This window comes from Nonomuraea sp. H19 (assembly GCF_052068215.1).
In the GTDB taxonomy this organism is placed as follows: Bacteria; Actinomycetota; Actinomycetes; order Streptosporangiales; family Streptosporangiaceae; genus Nonomuraea.
The window spans coordinates 246,273-262,677 of record NZ_JBQHCV010000015.1 but is presented as its reverse complement, the minus strand read 5'-3'; the positions used below and the strand labels follow the sequence as shown (position 1 = coordinate 262,677).

General features: G+C 69.7%; 15 protein-coding genes and 1 pseudogene. 9 read left to right on the top strand and 7 right to left on the bottom strand.

All coding sequences use genetic code 11. The features are described 5' to 3' along the window. Positions 1-153 (top strand): annotated as a pseudogene (locus ACTMTI_RS31660) (acyl-CoA desaturase); the annotation flags it as partial. A gap of 59 nt (positions 154-212) precedes the next feature. Here the strand turns inward: ACTMTI_RS31660 and ACTMTI_RS31655 are convergent. The 3 genes from ACTMTI_RS31655 to ACTMTI_RS31645 form a co-directional block, all read right to left on the bottom strand. Then, complete coding sequence (locus tag ACTMTI_RS31655; RefSeq protein ID WP_441124300.1) at positions 213-470, bottom strand: hypothetical protein; 258 nt, start codon at positions 468-470, stop codon at positions 213-215. Beyond that, the gene (locus ACTMTI_RS31650) at positions 467-898 is read right to left on the bottom strand and encodes a hypothetical protein (RefSeq protein WP_441124299.1); all 432 of its coding nucleotides are present in this window, start codon (positions 896-898) and stop codon (positions 467-469) included. Before ACTMTI_RS31650 ends, ACTMTI_RS31655 begins: the two co-directional genes overlap by 4 nt. Before the next feature lie 179 nt (positions 899-1,077). Beyond that, positions 1,078-1,392 carry a hypothetical protein gene (locus tag ACTMTI_RS31645; RefSeq protein ID WP_441124298.1) on the bottom strand — a complete coding sequence of 105 codons (315 nt, stop codon included), beginning with the start codon at positions 1,390-1,392 and terminating at the stop codon, positions 1,078-1,080. Between the two features lie 263 nt (positions 1,393-1,655). On the opposite strand from ACTMTI_RS31645, the gene ACTMTI_RS31640 reads away from it, so the two are divergent. After that, on the top strand, positions 1,656-2,549 hold the full coding sequence (locus ACTMTI_RS31640; protein ID WP_441124297.1) for a bile acid:sodium symporter family protein: 894 nt from the start codon (positions 1,656-1,658) through the stop codon (positions 2,547-2,549). A gap of 183 nt (positions 2,550-2,732) precedes the next feature. Here the strand turns inward: ACTMTI_RS31640 and ACTMTI_RS31635 are convergent, their stop codons facing one another. After that, the gene (locus ACTMTI_RS31635; RefSeq protein WP_441124296.1) at positions 2,733-4,460 is read right to left on the bottom strand and encodes a beta-galactosidase; all 1,728 of its coding nucleotides are present in this window, start codon (positions 4,458-4,460) and stop codon (positions 2,733-2,735) included. Between the two features lie 38 nt (positions 4,461-4,498). Further along, on the bottom strand, positions 4,499-5,671 hold the full coding sequence (locus tag ACTMTI_RS31630) for an ROK family protein (protein WP_441124295.1): 1,173 nt from the start codon (positions 5,669-5,671) through the stop codon (positions 4,499-4,501). A gap of 171 nt (positions 5,672-5,842) precedes the next feature. On the opposite strand from ACTMTI_RS31630, the gene ACTMTI_RS31625 reads away from it, so the two are divergent. The 6 genes from ACTMTI_RS31625 to ACTMTI_RS31600 all read left to right on the top strand — a co-directional run bounded on the left by ACTMTI_RS31625 (position 5,843) and on the right by ACTMTI_RS31600 (position 13,726). Then, positions 5,843-7,153, top strand: a complete 1,311-nt coding sequence (locus ACTMTI_RS31625) for an ABC transporter substrate-binding protein (RefSeq protein WP_441124294.1) — start codon at positions 5,843-5,845, stop codon at positions 7,151-7,153. Further along, a complete protein-coding gene (locus ACTMTI_RS31620) occupies positions 7,150-8,064 on the top strand; it encodes a carbohydrate ABC transporter permease (protein ID WP_441124293.1) in 915 nt (304 codons plus the stop codon). The genes ACTMTI_RS31625 and ACTMTI_RS31620 overlap by 4 nt, the downstream gene beginning before the upstream one ends. Next, entirely contained in the window at positions 8,061-8,918 is an 858-nt protein-coding gene (locus ACTMTI_RS31615; protein ID WP_441124292.1) for a carbohydrate ABC transporter permease, read from the top strand. The genes ACTMTI_RS31620 and ACTMTI_RS31615 overlap by 4 nt, the downstream gene beginning before the upstream one ends. A 41-nt stretch (positions 8,919-8,959) precedes the next feature. Beyond that, complete coding sequence (locus ACTMTI_RS31610; RefSeq protein ID WP_441124291.1) at positions 8,960-11,068, top strand: alpha-galactosidase; 2,109 nt, start codon at positions 8,960-8,962, stop codon at positions 11,066-11,068. Between the two features lie 124 nt (positions 11,069-11,192). Next, positions 11,193-12,926: an aminotransferase class I/II-fold pyridoxal phosphate-dependent enzyme gene (locus tag ACTMTI_RS31605; protein ID WP_441124290.1), complete on the top strand. Its 1,734-nt coding sequence runs from the start codon at positions 11,193-11,195 to the stop codon at positions 12,924-12,926. Beyond that, a complete protein-coding gene (locus ACTMTI_RS31600) occupies positions 12,923-13,726 on the top strand; it encodes a phosphatidate cytidylyltransferase (RefSeq protein ID WP_441124289.1) in 804 nt (267 codons plus the stop codon). The genes ACTMTI_RS31605 and ACTMTI_RS31600 overlap by 4 nt, the downstream gene beginning before the upstream one ends. A 47-nt stretch (positions 13,727-13,773) precedes the next feature. Here the strand turns inward: ACTMTI_RS31600 and ACTMTI_RS31595 are convergent, their stop codons facing one another. After that, positions 13,774-14,046 (bottom strand): hypothetical protein, encoded by a 273-nt coding sequence (locus ACTMTI_RS31595; RefSeq protein ID WP_441124305.1) that lies wholly within the window; start codon positions 14,044-14,046, stop codon positions 13,774-13,776. Here ACTMTI_RS31595 and ACTMTI_RS31590 point away from each other — a divergent pair. Continuing rightward, positions 13,991-14,476 carry an FCD domain-containing protein gene (locus ACTMTI_RS31590; RefSeq protein WP_441124288.1) on the top strand — a complete coding sequence of 162 codons (486 nt, stop codon included), beginning with the start codon at positions 13,991-13,993 and terminating at the stop codon, positions 14,474-14,476. The two genes, ACTMTI_RS31595 and ACTMTI_RS31590, sit on opposite strands and share 56 nt — an antisense overlap. A 161-nt stretch (positions 14,477-14,637) precedes the next feature. On the opposite strand, the gene ACTMTI_RS31585 is transcribed toward ACTMTI_RS31590, so the two are convergent. Then, positions 14,638-16,353, bottom strand: coding sequence for a S8 family peptidase (locus tag ACTMTI_RS31585; protein ID WP_441124287.1), 1,716 nt, complete (start codon positions 16,351-16,353; stop codon positions 14,638-14,640). Between the last annotated feature and the right edge of the window lie 52 nt (positions 16,354-16,405).

Sequence of the window (16,405 nt, the reverse complement as noted above, 5' to 3'; positions counted from 1 at the left end):
GACCCCACCTGCGCCCGCCACGGCGTGCTGCGCGGCCAGATCGACGTCTCCGCCCGGCTGATCCGGCTGCTGGAAAAACTCGTCTGGGCCCACGACGTACGCTGGCCGACCCCGGCACGCCTGGCCGCACGACGCCGCGCGCCTTCCGACTGACCGGCCCTGAGAAAGTGGTGGGGGTGGCAGAGGCCGGATCGGCTGGTGACGCGCAACTGTTACCGGCCCCTCCTGGCGAGCGCCTGGTCGGCCTCGGCGCTGAGCAACCGGGCGGCGGCGGCCACCTCAGCGAGCTGACCGGGCGTCATCGCCTCCAGACACACGGTGAGCTGCTGCCGATCACCGTGGTAGGCCAGGTGCAGGGCTTTGCGAAGGGCGAGAGTGCGCGTGGCTGCGCCGATCGCCCCTAAGACGCCGGTCAGAGCCTGGTCCACGCCACCGTCTGGATCCGGCCGCTGGAGAGGTCGAGCGTTCAACACCATTCACCTTGCCGTCCATGGGCTCTGAATTTTCCCGATCCCGTCGCCCTCGCCGCCTGTCCGACACTGCGCCAGGCGCTGACCGCAGTCAACCAGGAGGCCGGCTCGCTGAGCGTTGTCCCGGCCGACGCGGCCCAGGTTTCCCGGACGGCTTCGGGGCGGGCGCTGCCGGCGGAGGTGTATCGGGTGACCTCGGCACGGGTGGGCACTTCAGCGTCCTGCCGGGTGCAAGTGATCCCTGCGATAATCGTGGCGGTTCGCAGGAGATCCTGCAGCGCCGTCCCATCGAGTTCGGCCAGTCGCTGACGCGGGGCTCCCCCGAGCAGTTCTCCCTGCCGAGCCAGTCGAGCATGCCGGCGGCGCAGGTGTCCTTCTCTCCGGGACACAGCCAGGTCCTCACTGCTGACCTTGACCACGTCGATCATGCCACCTGGCGTTAGACCCGTGCGGCCACCTCTCGCTGCGGAGGCAGAAGGGAGGGGCGGATGTTGGGCTCCAGAGGGAGCGTCACGGCGCTGGGCGCGTCCTCGGCGGCTCCGTCGGCGTCGCGGCGAACATCGGCAGCAAGGGCCTGGACCTCAGGAGAGGTCCAGGCCCGAGCGACTCAGCAGCCGCTGGTCACGTAGCAACCCTTCACGTACCACTTGCCGCTGTAGTAGGCGCTGCTGGTGGCCTTTCTCGTGTGGCCCAGGGGGACCAGGCTGCCCGGCACGTAGGAGCAGGACGAGGTGGAGCAGAAATAGCCGTAGACCCGGAAGTAGGTCTCAAGCCCGCTGGTGCACTTGACGCTCACGGAGTGGTTGCTGCTCGCGGTCTTGGAGCAGCTGCCCACTGCGGCCGCGGGGGAGGCGGTGCTGCCGATGAGGGCGGCAGCTCCGAGAACGACACCGGCGACGCTGGAAAAGATCTTTTTCGTCATGGGCGTTCATGATCGCCCGTCGGTGCCGCCTAGTCCTATGGCAGCTTTCACAAGTTGGATCATGATCTCTTGGCAGATCAGTGGGCTCCCGCGAATTGCTCCTCCTCGATGGACCCCCGCAGCGTCCATGACGTGGAGGATCCCCCGGTCGGTGTGGAACACGTGCTTGGGGAGGTCACGAAAGGGGCGCATGTATTGATCGGTGCGGGCTCGGACTGTTAGACAAAGTCAGCGGCTCTCGCTTTGAGGAACGGTGGTCCCCCGTGCAGCAGTCCGTTCTCACCACAGTCATGCTTCCGGCCGCGCTCGCGTTGATCATGTTCGGGCTGGGCCTCTCCCTCGCGCCGCGAGACTTCGCCCGGATCGCGACCCGGCCCAAGGCGGTGGTCATCGCGCTGGTCGCGCAGGTGCTCGTGTTGCCGGCCGTCTGTTTCGGGCTGGTCGTGCTGTTCGGGCTGGAGCCGTTGCTCGCCGCCGGCATGATGCTGCTGGCGGCCTCACCCGGCGGGACGACCGCGAACCTCTACAGCCACCTGTTCGGCGGCGACGTGGCGCTGAACGTCAGCCTCACCGCCGTGAACTCGGTCCTGGCCACGCTCACCCTCCCCGTGGTGGTCAACCTGTCGCTGGACCACTTCGTGGGAGCCGGGCCGGGCATCGGGCTGCAGGCCGACAAGGTGGTGCAGGTCTTCGCCATCGTGCTCGTGCCGGTCGCGGTCGGCATGATCGTACGACGCGTCAGCGTGACGTTCGCGGACCGGATGGACAAGCCGGTCAGGATCCTGTCGGCGATCGTGCTGGCCGCGGTGATCGTCGGGGCGATCGTGCAGGAGCGGGAGCGGCTGGGCGGCTACATCGCCTCCGTTGGGCTGGTGGCGCTGCTGTTCAGCGTGATCAGCCTCACCGTCGGCTACTGGCTGCCGCGGCTGTTCAACGTGGAGCGTCGGCAGGCGATCGCGTCCGGGATGGAGATCGGCATCCACAACAGCACGCTGGCCATCACGATCGCGCTCAGCCCGTCGCTGCTCGCCAACTCGACGATGGCGGTGCCGCCCGCTGTCTACGGCGTGCTCATGTTCGGCACCACGCTGGTCTTCGGCTATCTCGTCAGACGCCGCGTCACCGAGCCCGGCGAGCGGCTGACGGCGGGCACCTGAACACCGGCTGCCGGGTGACGAGTATTCCGCAGCCCAGGTACGTCGCCTGCGCGTCCGGGCCGGCTCCGCATGATCCCGCCGTCGGCCGATCGTGGCACGGGCAGCCGCACGCTGATCGTGGCCCCAGCAGGTCATGAGGCCGCTGGTGAGATCGCGCCGCCCCACCGGGATCGCGGTTCCGCGTCAGCTCATGACGCCGGCCTGTGCCAGGACTTTCGCGTAACCGGGCGCGTCCAGCCTGGTCGAGACGTACCAGGCGGTTCCCGATCCCACCTGGTGCCGGGTGATCGCCGGGCGGCCGTCGGCGTACGTCGCGGTCGCCGTGGCGCCCGTCAACTGGACGACCTCGCTCCAGAAGTCGCCGGTCGTCCCGTCGGACAGCGTCACGGGGCTGGTCAGCGGGAGGAACTCCGTGACCCGGACACCGAGGACGTCGCGCAGGGCGCCGGGGTAGCCGCCCAGCCGGACGCGGGTGTCGGGGTCCACGACGCCGCTGAAGTACGACACGATCAAGGCGCCGCCGCCTTCGACGTAGCGGGCGAGGTTGGCGGCGGCCTCGTCGGAGATCAGGTAGAGGGACGGCACCAGGACAGCCCGATAGCGCGAAATGTCGTGAGAGGGGTGGACGAAGTCGGCGGCGATGCCGTGCCGCCACAGCACCCGGTGCGCCTGCTCCACCGACGCACGGAAGTCCAGCCCGGTGGCGGGCAGGGCGGGGTTCTGGAGCGCCCAGCCTGCCTCGTCGTCCCAGAGGATGGCCACCTCGGCGGCCTCGGCAGGCGGCGCCGGAGGAAGCGTGCTGAGCGTCCGGCCCAGTTCCGCGACCTCGCGGAAGACCCGGCTGTCGGCGCCCGCGTGCGGGACCATGCCCTGATGCCACTGCTCCGCCCCGCCACGTGAGGCCCGCCACTGGAAGTGCAGCACCCCGGCGGCCCCGCGGGACACGTATTCGAGGCTGCGCCGGAGGTGCTCTCCCGGCTCCAGCGCGAGTGTCCGCTCGGGGGTGTACATGGCCGCGACGCCCTGCTCCATCAGCAGCCACGGCTTCCCGCGCGCCCAGGAGCGGGCGAGGTCGGAGGCGAAGGCGATCTGGGCGAGGCCGCCGTCACCGGGTTCGTCGGTGTAGTGGTCGATCGCCACGAGATCGACCTCGGCTGACCATTTCCAGTGGTCCAGGGGCGTCCATCCGGCCATGACGTAGTTGGTGGTCACCGGCTGGTCCCCGTGGACGCGCAGGATGTCGCGCTGCTCGCGGTAGTGGGCGAGCAGCGCGTCGGAGAAGAACCGGCGGTAGTCCAGCAGCTGGGCGGGGTTCGCCCGATACTGGGTGGCCCGCGGCGGCAGGATCTGCTCCCACGACGTGTAGTGCTGGCTCCAGAACGCCGTGGTCCACCTGTCGTTGAGCGCGTCGAGGGACTCGTGCCGGTCACGCAGCCAGGCGCGGAAGGCCGTCGCACAGTGATCGCAGTGGCAGACCGTGCCGTACTCGTTGTGCACGTGCCACATGGCCGTCGCCGGGTGCGCGCCGTACCGCTCGGCGAGCGCCGTCACGATGCGGCGCGAGGCCGCCCGGTACGCGGGAGCGTTGACGCAGTAGGTGTCCCGGCTGCCATGGGCGAGGCGGGCCCCGTCGGCACGTACGGGCATCGCGTCCGGGTGGGCCACGGTGAACCAGGGCGGCGGAGACGCGGTCGGGGTCGCCAGGTTGACCTGGATGTCGTTGTCGTGCAGCAGATCGAGCACCCGATCGAGCCATCCGAAGTCGTGGACCCCCTCCGACGGCTCAAGCCGCGACCAGGAGAAAACCCCCACGGTGGCGAGATTGACACGCGCCTGGCGCATCAGTTGGACGTCCTCCCGCCAGACGTCCTCTGGCCACTGTTCGGGATTGTAGTCTCCGCCGAAGAACATGCTTCCTCCATGGGGGTGGGGTGTCGCGGCCGCGCCCGCTAGTCGCTGCCGGTGACGAAGCTCTGGATGGCGACCACGGCGCCGCCACGGGCCCATTCGCGAAAGTCGTCCGCCTCGATGATCACGTCGGCCGAGTTCGTCACGCCGCGCCGGTTCGCGCTGAGTGCCCGGTCGAGGTCGTCCTTCGCGACGCGGGCCAGTTCAACGCCCTCGCCGGCCACGATCACCCTCTTGACCATGGAGAACGTCGCGATGTGCGCGATGAGCCTGCCGAGAGCGTCCGCGGCCTCGCCGACGACGCTGAGGCACACCTTGTCCCCTGCCGCGGCCAGGCGCATCACCTCCTCGTACGTCACCGGCCGCCGCAGGCCCTGTCCGGCGGCGGTCACGATCGACTCGCTGGACAGGTACGAGGCGGCGCATCCGCGGTGGCCTTCGGGGCACATCGGTCCGCCGCCGTTCAGCACCAGGTGGGCGAACATGCCGAGGTCCGCCTCGGTCGCGGTCACCAGGTGGTCGTGCACGACGAGGGCGTAGCCGATCCCCGCCCCGATCGAGACGAGCGCGAAGTCGCGCAACCCGCGGGCCGCCCCGAACCAGTGATGCCGGTGGGCCAGCGCCGCCACGTCGTTCTTGACCACACACGGGACGCCCAGCGCCTGCTCGGCCAGGAGCTTGAGCGGCACCTGCCGCCAGCCGAGGAAGCCCGAGTCGACCAGCCGCTCGCCGCCGAGCTGAACCGCGGCGCGGGCGTCGCCGGCGAGCGCGATACCGGCGCCGACGAGTGGTTCCTCGCCGCCGGACAGCTCGTCGAGCAGCCGCCTGGCCTGGCGGCACACGGCCTCAGGAGCGTGGTCGGAGATCGGCTCGTCGCGGGCCGCGACGATCTGGGCGCGCAGGTCGGTGACGACGGCGTGGACGTGGTCCGCGGTCAGCTTGACGCCGAAGAAGCGGTGCTCGCCCGCGGCCACGTCCAGGGGGCGGGTCGGGCGGCCGTTGACCGGGTCGTGCACCACGTCGCCTTCGACGAGGAGTCCGGCGTCCACCATGGGCTTGGTCAGTCTCGTCAGGCTGCCGGTCGACAGGCGCAAGGTCCTGGCCAGCGCGGTCCTGGACGCGGGCCCGTGGATGATGAGCTCCTTGACGATGGAGCGTGCGGCGTCGGGCAGGTCGTCCCACATGCCGGACCAGCTCCCGGACTCAACCCCCATCAGCGCCGCCCCCCTGTTGGCTTTGCCGCGAAACTAGCATGTCCATCGCGTAACCGCACCCTCACCTCAAATTCCCCGAAAAGTGCGGATAAGTAGTGACACAACTCTCACCTGTCTCTAAGTTGGCTTTGTTGCGAAGCCAGATCTCGCTTCGCATGAAGGAGGCACGGTATGCGTATCACGAGACTCGGCCGTTCCGTCGCGGTGCTCGGCGCGGCCGCCGTCCTGGCGGCCTGCTCGTCGGGCACGCCCGGCAGCACCGGCACGCCGGCGGCGAACGCCGGGCCGGTCACGCTGGAGTTCTGGTGCTGGGGCTCGCCCCAGAAGGCCAACGTCGAGGCGTTCAACAAGGCCCACCCGAACATCCAGGTCAAGCACACCGACGTGGGAGGTGGCACGGACACGGCGACCAAGCTCCTCACGGCGAACCGGGCGGGCAACGGCCCCGACGCCGCCTGCATGGAATACGAAACCCTGCCTTCCATGATCGTGGCCGGGGCGCTGGCCGACATCTCCGCCTACACCGGCGACGTCAAGGACGCCTTCAGCCCGGAAGTGTGGGACCTGACCAGTTTCGACGGCGCCGTCTACGGAGTCCCGCAGGACGTCGGCCCGATGGTTCTGGTCTACAACAAGAAGCGTTTCCAGGAGCTGAAGATCGAGCCGCCCGCCACCTGGCAGGACTTCGCGAAGGTCGCGGCGGACGTGCGCAAGAAGGACCCGCAGGCCTACCTCGCGACCTTCGCGCCGTCGGAGTTCGGCAACTTCGCCGGGCTGGCCCAGCAGGCCGGCTCCTCCTGGTGGAAGGTCCAGGACCAGACGTGGACGGTGGGCATCGCCGACCAGACCTCCCTTGAGGTGGCCGACTTCTGGCAGGGGCTCATCGACAAGGACCTCGTCAAGGCCGAGCCGCTGCTCACCCCCGAGTGGAACAACCAGCTGAACAAGGGCAAGATCCTCACCTGGCCGAGCGCCCTGTGGGCGCCGGGCGTGCTGTACGGAATCGCGGAAAAGCAGGCGGGCGACTGGGCCATCGCGCCTCTCCCCCAGTGGAAGGCGGGCGACGACCGGGTGGCCTTCCAGGGCGGCTCCGCGTTGACCGTCACCAAGGCCTCCAAGCACCCCGAGGCCGCGGCGACGTTCGCCAAGTGGATGAACACCAACAAGACGGCGTACGACGTCCAGATCTCTCTGGGCGAGTATCCGGCGTCGCTGGCCGGTCAGCAGGCCGCGAGCAGCAGTCCGCCGCCCAAGCTGACGGCGAACCAGAAGGACTACTGGGACATCGCCACGAAGGCGGCCCAGCGCACGATCCCGCACATCAGCTGGGGTCCGAACGTCAACACCGCCAAGAGCGCGTACCAGGACGCCGTCTCCGCCGCGATCAAGGACCGCACCCCGCTGAGGGACGCGCTGACCAAGACGCACAACCTCGTGGTGGAGGACATGAAGACCACCGGCTTCAAGGTCGCCGGTCCATGACCGCCATGACCAGGGCCGGCCGCAGATCCCGGGCGCCGTACCTGTTCGTCGCGCCCGCTGTGCTGCTCTTCCTGGCCTTTCTGGCGATCCCCATCGGCTATGCGATCTATCTCAGCGCGCGCGGCCTGCGGCTGACCGGCAAGGGCATCTTCGGCACGCGCGAGGAGGTCTTCGTCGGGCTCGACAACTACGTCAAGACGCTCACCGACCCCGAGTTCTTCGCGGGTTTCGGCAGGCTCGCCCTCTACGGCCTGATCAGCGTGCCGCTCACGCTCGGGCTGGCGCTGCTGTTCGCGCTGCTCCTCGACCACGCCGGGTCGCGGGCCAGGAGGTTCTCGCGCACCGCGATCTTCATCCCGTACGCGGTTCCGGGCGTGACGGCCTCGCTTCTGTGGGGCTTCATGTACCTGCCCTCGACCAGCCCGTTCAGCTACCTGACCCGGGAGCTGGGACTGGGTGAGATCCCGTTTCTGGGGGCGGGCGGCATCTACCCGTCGCTGGCCAACATCGCGGTGTGGGGCGGCGTCGGCTTCAACATGATCATTATCTTCACTTCGCTGCGTGGCATCCCGTCGGAGCTGTACGACGCGGCGCGCATCGACGGAGCCTCCGAATGGCAGATCGCCTGGCGGATCAAGATCCCGCTGGTGGCGCCCGCGCTCGTGCTCACCGGACTGTTCGCGCTGATCGGAACGCTGCAGGTGTACGGCGAGCCGACCACCGTGAGACCGATGACCACGGAGATCTCTCAGGATTGGGTGCCCTTGATGCACATCTACCGCAACGCCTTCATCCGGGACGACCTGCCGCTGGCCTCGGCCGCCTCCGTCCTGCTGGCCGCAGGCACCCTTGTGGTCTCGGTCGTGCTCCTGAAGGTCACCCAGAAGCGCGCCTCCGGAGGCATGCAGTGAGTGCCACCGGCCACGTGCTCCCGCACCGGCGCGCCAAGATCCTTCCCACTCTCGTCCTGCTCATCGGCTCGCTCTACTGCCTGGTGCCGGTCGCGTGGGTGCTCGTGGCCTCGACCAAGTCGAGCGGCGAGCTGTTCTCGACGTTCACCTTCGCCCCGGGAACGGGCCTGCTGGGCAACCTGCGCGACCTGTTCACCTACAGGAACGGCCTCTACCTGCGGTGGACGGCCAACAGCACCCTGTACGCGGTCGCCGGCTCCGCGGTCTCGACCCTGATCTCGACGCTGGCCGGATACGCCCTGGCCAAATACGACTTCCGCGGCCGGAGCATCCTGTTCTACGCCATCCTGGCCGGCGTCCTCGTACCCGGCATGACGCTGGCCATCCCGCAATACCTGATCATGTCCGAGATCGACCTGGTGGGCGGCTACTGGTCGGTCCTGCTGCCCGGCCTCATCTCGCCGTTCGGCATCTACCTGGCAAGGGTGTACGCGATGGCGTCCGTCCCGGACGCGACGATGGAGGCGGCCAGGATCGATGGGGCGAGCGAGTATCGCATCTTCGGCTCGATCGGGTTGCCCATGATGATCCCCGGCATGGTGACGATCTTCCTGCTGCAGTTCGTCGGGACCTGGAACAACTTCCTGCTGCCGTACATCATGCTGTCGGACGAGACCAAGTTCCCGATCACCGTGGGCCTCTACACCCTGCTCAGCAAGGGCTCGGGCCAGCCCACCCTGTACGGCATCGCCATCGTGGGCGCCGCCGTGTCGGTGATCCCGCTCATCGCCCTGCTGCTGTTCCTGCAGCGCTTCTGGCGACTCGACCTGCTCAGCGGAGGGTTGAAGGGTTGACGCCGCGTACGACCTCCGCCCCGCCTCACAGAAAGTCGTTCATGCAGATCCTGCACTTCAGAGCCGCCGGCGTGTCCGTGGTCATCGAGTGCCCATCCGACGCCCTGCCCGCGATCCTGCACTGGGGGCCGGACCTGGGCGTGCTCGACGACGCGGCGCTGGCTCACCTCGCGGCCGACCTGCGCCCCCGGCCGGACACCACCGTCGACGTGCCCGTACGGACTTCACTGGTGCCAGAGGCCCGTACCGGCTGGATGGGCATGCCCGGGCTGTCCGGCCACCACCAGGGACAGAACTGGTCCCCCGCTTTCACCAGCGTCACCTACCAGCAGGCCGGGCAGACCCTCACCGCCACCGCCCGAGACGAGCACGCCCGCCTCACCCTCACGATCATCATCGAACTCGACCGCTCGGGCCTCCTCCGCGCACGAGCGGACCTGCGCAACCAGCACAAGCTGCCCTACACCCTGGACGCGCTCAACCTCGCCTTCCCGGTCCCCGGCACACCCACCGACCTGCTCGACCAGGCCGGACGATGGGCCAAGGAACGCATCCCCCAGCGGCGCCCCCTCACCGTCGGCACCCACCTGCGCGAGAACCGGCGCGGCCGGACCGGCGCCGACGCCGCCACCGTGCTGCTGGCCGGCACCTCCGACCTCGGCTTCCAGCGCGGCGAGGCATGGGGCCTGCACGTCGGCTTCAGCGGCAACCACCGCCACTACGCCGAACGCACCTCCACCGGCCGCACCATGCTGGGCGGCGGCGAACTGCTGCTGCCCGGCGAGATCATCCTGCCCCCCGGCGAGACCTATCAGACCCCGTGGCTCTACGCCACCTACGGCCGCGGCCTCGACCAGGCGGCCCGCCGCTTCCACGACCACCTGCGCGCCCGACCCTCCCACCCGTCCTCACCCCGGCCCGTCGTGCTCAACACCTGGGAGGCCGTCTACTTCGACCACGACCTGAACCGCCTGCTCGATCTCGCCGGCCGCGCCGCCCGGGTCGGGGTCGAGCGGTTCGTGCTCGACGACGGCTGGTTCAACGGCCGCCGCGACGACAGCTCCGGACTCGGGGATTGGTACGTCGACCCGGACGTCTGGCCCGACGGGCTGCATCCGCTGGTCAAACGGGTCAAGGAGCTCGGTATGCAGTTCGGGCTCTGGCTCGAACCCGAGATGATCAACCCGGACTCCGACCTGGCCCGCGCCCACCCCGGCTGGATCCTGCGGACCGGCGACCGCCTGCCACCGCCCGCCCGGCACCAGCAGGTCCTGGACCTGACCAACCCCGAGGCCTGCGCCTACATCAAGGAACGGCTGCTCGCCCTGATCAGCGAGTACGACCTCGACTTCATCAAGTGGGATCACAACCGCGACCTCGTGGACGCCGGATCCACGATTCGGGCCGGCCGGGCCTCCGTCCACGCCCAGACCCACGCCGTCTACCGGCTGCTCGACGAGATCCGGGCCGAACACCCGCGCTTGGAGATCGAGTCGTGCTCCGGCGGCGGGGGCCGCGTGGACCTCGGCATCCTGCAACGCACCGACCGCGTCTGGGCCAGCGACTGCATCGACCCGGCCGAACGCCGGCAGATCATGCGCTGGACCGGACAGCTGCTGCCGCCCGAGCTGATCGGCAGCCACATCGGCGCCGACCGCTCCCACACCACCGGCCGCCGGCACGATCTGCCCTTCCGCGCCGCGACCGCGTTCTTCGGCCACTACGGGATCGAATGGGACCTCACCACGCTCACCGACGCCGAACTCGACGGCCTGGCCGCCTGGATCGCCCTGCACAAACAGCACCGCCACCTGCTCCACACCGGCGCCATGGTCCGCATCGACGACGCACCCGAGAGCGTGCAGGCCCATGGCGTCGTCGCCGCCGACGGCACCGAGGCCATCTACGAGATCGCCATGCTGGACCGTCCATCCACGTGGCCACCGGGCCGCATCCGGCTGCCCGGCCTCGACCCGGCGACCGTCTACTCGGTGCGTCCGCTCATGCCCGTGACCGCGCACGGGACGGCCCCGGCCTGGATGAGCGGCGGCTTCACCCTGCCCGGCTCGGCGCTGGCCGTCTCGGGCATCGCCGTGCCACCCCTGTTCCCCGAGGAGTCCGTGCTGGTCCACGTCATCGCCACAAGCTAGTGGCTCGTCACCGATCGTTGGACGGGTCATCGATCTCGGTGCCGGTCCGTGGCACCACACCTCTGGCGTCATCCAGGCTCGCGGCAGCAAGATCACCGCCCATGAGGCGATATACGGTGAGATCATGACCATGGTCGCCGATGGGCTGGAACTACGATTGGCGTCGAATGCCGACCGTGAATGGATCTACCGCCTCCGGCATGAGGTGTACGCGCGTGAGCTCGGCCAGCACGCTCCCAATACGGCCGGGCGGCTCACCGACGACCTCGACGAGGACAACGTCTACATCGTGGCGGCCCGCCGGGACCGACCTGCCGGATTCGTCAGCGTCACCCCTCCGTGGGCGGGCCGCTATTCGATCGACAAGTATCTGCGTAGGCACGAGCATCCGCAGCTGCGCGAGAGCGGCCTGTTCGAGATCCGGATCCTGACCGTTGATCCGAGTCGACGGGGTGTGATGACCGGCAAGCTCTTGATGTACGCGGCGCTGCGGTGGGTGATGGCGCACGGTGGCCGGACCATCGTGGCCTTGGGCCGTGTCGAGCTCCTGCCGATGTATCTGGCTTTGGGGCTGGCCTCCACCGGCGTGCCCGTGCGTTCGGGTGCCGTCGACTTCGAACTCCTGACGGGAGAGGTGGCCGATCTGACCGACCGGACGCTGCGGCGGTACGGTCCGCTGCTGCGTGACTTGCAGCGGACGGTGCGCTGGGGATTGGAGGTGCCCTTCTTACCCGAGGCGGAGTCCTGCGAGCACGGCGGCGCTTCCATCGAGGCGCTGGGGCACCGGTTCGACACCCTGGCAGCGCACCGCGACGTTGTGCCCGCCGACGTGCTCGACGCCTGGTTCCCGCCCGCCCCCGCCGTCGTCGCGGCGTTGACCGGCGGCCAGCAGTGGATGATGCGGACATCTCCGCCTGCGCGGGCCGCTGGGCTGATCGAGGAGATCGCGGCCCGCCGGGACGTGCCGGAAGATGCCGTCGCCGTCGGTGCCGGTTCCTCCGATCTGATCTTCCGTGCCTTCCGCGGCTGGCTGGACGCCTCTTCGCGGGTGCTGCTGGTCGATCCCTCCTACGGCGAGTACGCCCATGTCGTCGAGCGGGTGATCGGCTGCCGTGCCGACCGGTTCTCCCTGCGCCGTGAGGAAGGGTGGCGGATCGATCCGGACCGCTTCGCCGACTGCCTGCGCGGACGCTACGACCTGGTGGTCGTCGTCAATCCCAACAACCCCACCGGCGTGCACCTCGACGCGGGCGAACTACGGGAAGTGCTGGCACAGGCGCCGGGCGGAACCCGGTTCTGGATCGACGAGGCCTATGGCGGCTACAGCGGGCCCGGGCAGTCGCTGGAGCGGTACGCGGCGAGCGCGGACAACACCGTCGTGTGCACGTCCATGTCCAAGATGTACGCGCTGTCGGGTCTGCGGGCGGCATACCTCACCGCACCACCGCAGATCGCGGCCGAGCTGCGCCGCTGGACCCCACCGTGGGCGGTGAGCCTGCCCGCGCAGATCGCCGCGGTGCACGCCCTGCGCGATCCCGGCTACTACACCGCCCGCTGGGCGCAGACCGCCCTGCTGCGCAGCGAGCTGGCCACAGCGCTCGCCTCGATCGACGAGGACCTGCAGGTACACGAGTCGGTGGCGAACTTCGTCCTGCTCACGCTGCCCCGCGGTGGCCCTGGTGCCACCAGCCTGGTCGACCGGTGCCGGCGGCAGGGAGTGTTTCTGCGTGACCTGTCACCGCTGTCGCCGGCGTTCGAGGGCAGGACGGTGCGGATCGCGGTGCGCGAGGCCTCGGCCAACGCCCGCACCGCCGCCACCGTCGCCGATGCGCTACGTGGCCCGCGGCGGCCGGTGTGACCGGCGTCGGTGATCTGATCCCCTACCTCGCCGGCGCACTGGCGGCCGGCGGGATCGCCGTGGCCCTGTCGCGGCGGCGAGAGTACGTCCTGCGGTGGTGCGCCTGGGCGGTGGCCGTTCCCGTAGTGGCCGCCGCACTGTATATCGGCCCTGGTGGTGCGGCCGTCCTGGCCGCGGCGGCGGGTGTGGGATGCGCCGTCGAGTACGGCCGGCTGACCCGCCTGCCCCGGCCGGACCGCGTGATGCTCACCCTCGCCGTGGCCGTGGCACCCCTGGCGGCCTGGCTGGCCCCTGCGCAGCTGCCTCGAGTGCTCGCCGCCGCCGTCCTGGCAGTCGCTCTGGTTCCGCTGCTGGCCGGGGACGCGGCGGGCGGGCTGAATCGGCTGTGCCTGGGTGTGTTCGGCGTCGTGTGGTTCGCGCCGTTGATCGGAGTCGTGCTGCTCGGCCCGGCCGTCCTGGCGTTGTTCGCGGCGGTGTCGGTCGCTGACATCACCGCCTCGTTCGCCGGCCGGCTGCTGGGCGGGCCACAGTTGTCACCACTGTCACCAGCCAAGCATTGGAGCGGCCTGCTGGCCGGGACCGTCGCCGGCCTGGCCATGCTGGCCCTCCTGGGTGCGTTCACGCTCCCTTTGACCATCGCCGTCACGGCCGGTGCTCCCTTGGGGGACCTGCTGGAGTCGATGGTCAAGCGAGGCGTCGAGGCCAAGGATTCCGCTTCCTGGCTGGCGGGCGCCGGTGGGCTGCTGGACCGGCTTGACTCCCTTCTGCTCGCCCTCGCCCTGGCCTTGCTGCTCCGCTGACGTGGTGATCATTCCGGTCACGGCGCCAGGTCAAGCCGGCGGGGAATTCAGGCCAGGAGCGGGGCGAGGTGGTTGGTTCGGGTTCCCTCGGCGGAAGTCAGGTAGCCGCGCAGCCGCCCCGCGATGATGCCCAGTTCTCCGGGCAGCGTGTACGCCGGCCCGTACAGGGCGGGGGGCCGGATCGCGGCGACCTGTGCGTCGAGGTTGGTGACCAGGCCCGCGCTGGTGCCGCCGTTCGGCACGATGCGGATCGTGTAGTCCAGGATGCTGTTCGCCTTCCCACCGGTGATGTGGGCGCCGGGCAGGATGCCTGCCAGCACCGGCGCTCCCCCGGTGGCAGGTGCTGGCCGACGACGTGTACGACGTGCTGCGCGAAATGCTGCTCAGCGGGCACATCCCGCATGGCAGCCGGGTCAAGATCGACGCTCTGGCGGCGCAGCTGTGCGCCAGCAGGTCGACGTGCCCGGCGGCGACCTCGCCCTGCTCGCCAAGGCCGACGAACTGCTGCACGGCAAGCTCGCCAAGATGTCCGGGAACCTGGTCGTGACCGAAACGCTGGAGCGGTTGTTCGTCCGTTCGCGCGCCTTCCGGATCTTCTACGCCCGGGAAGGCGCCGCCGAGCTCACGCGGGACGAGCACGAGTCCATCGTGCGAGCGGTCATAGCGGGCGACGGCCCGGCCGCGGCGGACGCGATGACCGCCCATCTGCGGGCGGCGGGAGAGCGAATGCTCGCGTCACTCCTCCCGTAAGGGCCCGATCGCAGGCGGAGGAGACGGCAGGCTGGTTGCCCGCCGGGCGCACCCGGGTGCCATCGGCCGGCGCGGGCTCTCGGGGCCGCTGGGCGGACGGGTGTGATCCGCCAGAGGTAAGGGGCGGCTGGGGCTCGCCGGGCGAGCCCCAGCCGCAGGGGTCAGCGGACGGCGCGCAGGGCGTCGACGATGCCGAAGCCGTAGAAGCCGTTGCGGATCGTGCCGCCCTCGCAGACGTGCGTGGCGGTCACGGTGGTCCCGTTGGGCAGGTGCCTGGTGTAGGTGAAGGCAGGCGGGTTGGGGCAGGAGGTCCTGGTGGCGGTCGCTTTGAGAGCCGCCTCCACGATGGCCGGGTCGAGCGTCTTGCCGCCGTGCCGCTGGTCACGGTACCCCGACTTGCTGACGATGAGCGCGGCCACGCCTGCGGCGCGCGGCGAGGCCATCGAGGTCCCCTGCAGGTACTGGTAGTAGCCGCAGACGGCGCCGTTGCAGTCGCGGACCAGGTAGTCGACGTTGGGCGTGCCGTCGGGGTTCAGCTCGCCGCGCTCTTTGGCCAGCGACTCGGGGTAGGCCGAGAGCGTCGCCTTCGTCACGTCGCGGGTGTTGGCCGGGGTGTCGTAGACGTCACCGCCGGGGGCGGAGACATCGACGTAGCCGTTGCCGAAGCTGGAGAAGTAGGACTTGCGCTTGCTGATGCCCAGCGACGAGACGCTGATCACGTGCCGGCCCTCGGCCGGCATGGAGAGGCAGCTCGGCGGGACCGTTCGCGAGTACGGGACCTCACCGGGCACGCTGGCGAAGTCCGGGCTGGTGGTGTCGGTGTACTCCTTGGTGTAGTCGGCCGCCTGGTTGCCGGCCGCGGCCACCAGGGTCACACCGCGCCGGTGTGCGTAGTCCAGGGCGCGCTGGGTGGCCTTGATGATCGTGGCCTGCTCGGCCCGGTCGGCGGCGGAGTCGGCCGGGTTGTTCGTGCAGTTGAACAGCCACGGGTCGATGTAGTAGCTCATGTTCACCACGTCGACGCCGTGGTCGCCGGCGTAGGTCAGCGCGTCCACGCTCGGCTGCAGGAAGAAGTAGCCCGAGTCCTGGCCGGCGCGCAGGTTCACGATGGAGACCTTCGGGGCGACGCCCGCGATGCCGAGCCGGTTGATCGGGGAGGCGATCGACGATGCCACGTGCGTGCCGTGGTCGTTGTCGTCGACGTCAGCGGGGTCGTTGCATGATCGGTCGGGCTCGGCCTCACACGGCCCGTCGACTTCGTTGCCGTCGGCGTCGACCGGGATGTCGACGGTGAAGTTGCGGCTCAGGGCGGCGTTGAAGTTCGGCGCGATGTCGGGGTGCGAGCCGTCCACGCCCGTGTCGAGGACGCCGACGAGGACCTCCCTGCTGCCCTGCTGGTAGCGGTGGGCACCGTCGGCGGTCGCGCGGATCTGCTTCATGTCCCACTGCAGCTCGGCCAGCGGCTCGGCGTTCGGCGCCGGAGTGCCGCGGCCGGTGCTCGCCGGGGCGCCGCGACCCTCTTTCTCGACGGCTCTGGCTTCGATGGCCTTGCGGACGCCGGCAGAGGCTCGGGCGGACTTGGGCACGGTGCCGATGGAGCGGTTGTGCGCCACCCCCTCGATCGCGGCACTGCCCCGCGCCGCGGCCGCGAAGTCGGCGTTCGTGGTGGTGACCGTGGCCACGCCGACGGCGGTGTTCTCCTTGATGACCGTTCCGCCCGCGGCCTCAATGGCCTGCCGCGCACCGGTGGCGCCCTCTTTGTAGAGGACGACGTACTCTGTCGTGGTTTCCGAAGCCCGCTGCTGGGCCTGGGTTGGAGTGACCAGGGTGGCCGCGGCCAGGATGGTCGCGGCGAAAATGACGGCGACGCGTTTCACGCACACCTCCGTATGACGACGGATTCGCCGCTACTGTGAGGGCGAAATCGCG

Bases quoted from the DNA above. Each gene is read 5' to 3' on its own strand.
- ACTMTI_RS31650 (WP_441124299.1), bottom strand. From the start codon at position 898: ATGATCGACGTGGTCAAGGTCAGCAGTGAGGACCTGGCTGTGTCCCGG.
- ACTMTI_RS31645 (WP_441124298.1), bottom strand. From the start codon at position 1,392: ATGACGAAAAAGATCTTTTCCAGCGTCGCCGGTGTCGTTCTCGGAGCT.
- ACTMTI_RS31635 (WP_441124296.1), bottom strand. From the start codon at position 4,460: ATGTTCTTCGGCGGAGACTACAATCCCGAACAGTGGCCAGAGGACGTC.
- ACTMTI_RS31630 (WP_441124295.1), bottom strand. From the start codon at position 5,671: ATGGGGGTTGAGTCCGGGAGCTGGTCCGGCATGTGGGACGACCTGCCC.
- ACTMTI_RS31625 (WP_441124294.1), top strand. From the start codon at position 5,843: ATGCGTATCACGAGACTCGGCCGTTCCGTCGCGGTGCTCGGCGCGGCC.
- ACTMTI_RS31620 (WP_441124293.1), top strand. From the start codon at position 7,150: ATGACCGCCATGACCAGGGCCGGCCGCAGATCCCGGGCGCCGTACCTG.
- ACTMTI_RS31610 (WP_441124291.1), top strand. From the start codon at position 8,960: ATGCAGATCCTGCACTTCAGAGCCGCCGGCGTGTCCGTGGTCATCGAG.
- ACTMTI_RS31605 (WP_441124290.1), top strand. From the start codon at position 11,193: ATGACCATGGTCGCCGATGGGCTGGAACTACGATTGGCGTCGAATGCC.
- ACTMTI_RS31590 (WP_441124288.1), top strand. From the start codon at position 13,991: ATGCTGTTCGCCTTCCCACCGGTGATGTGGGCGCCGGGCAGGATGCCT.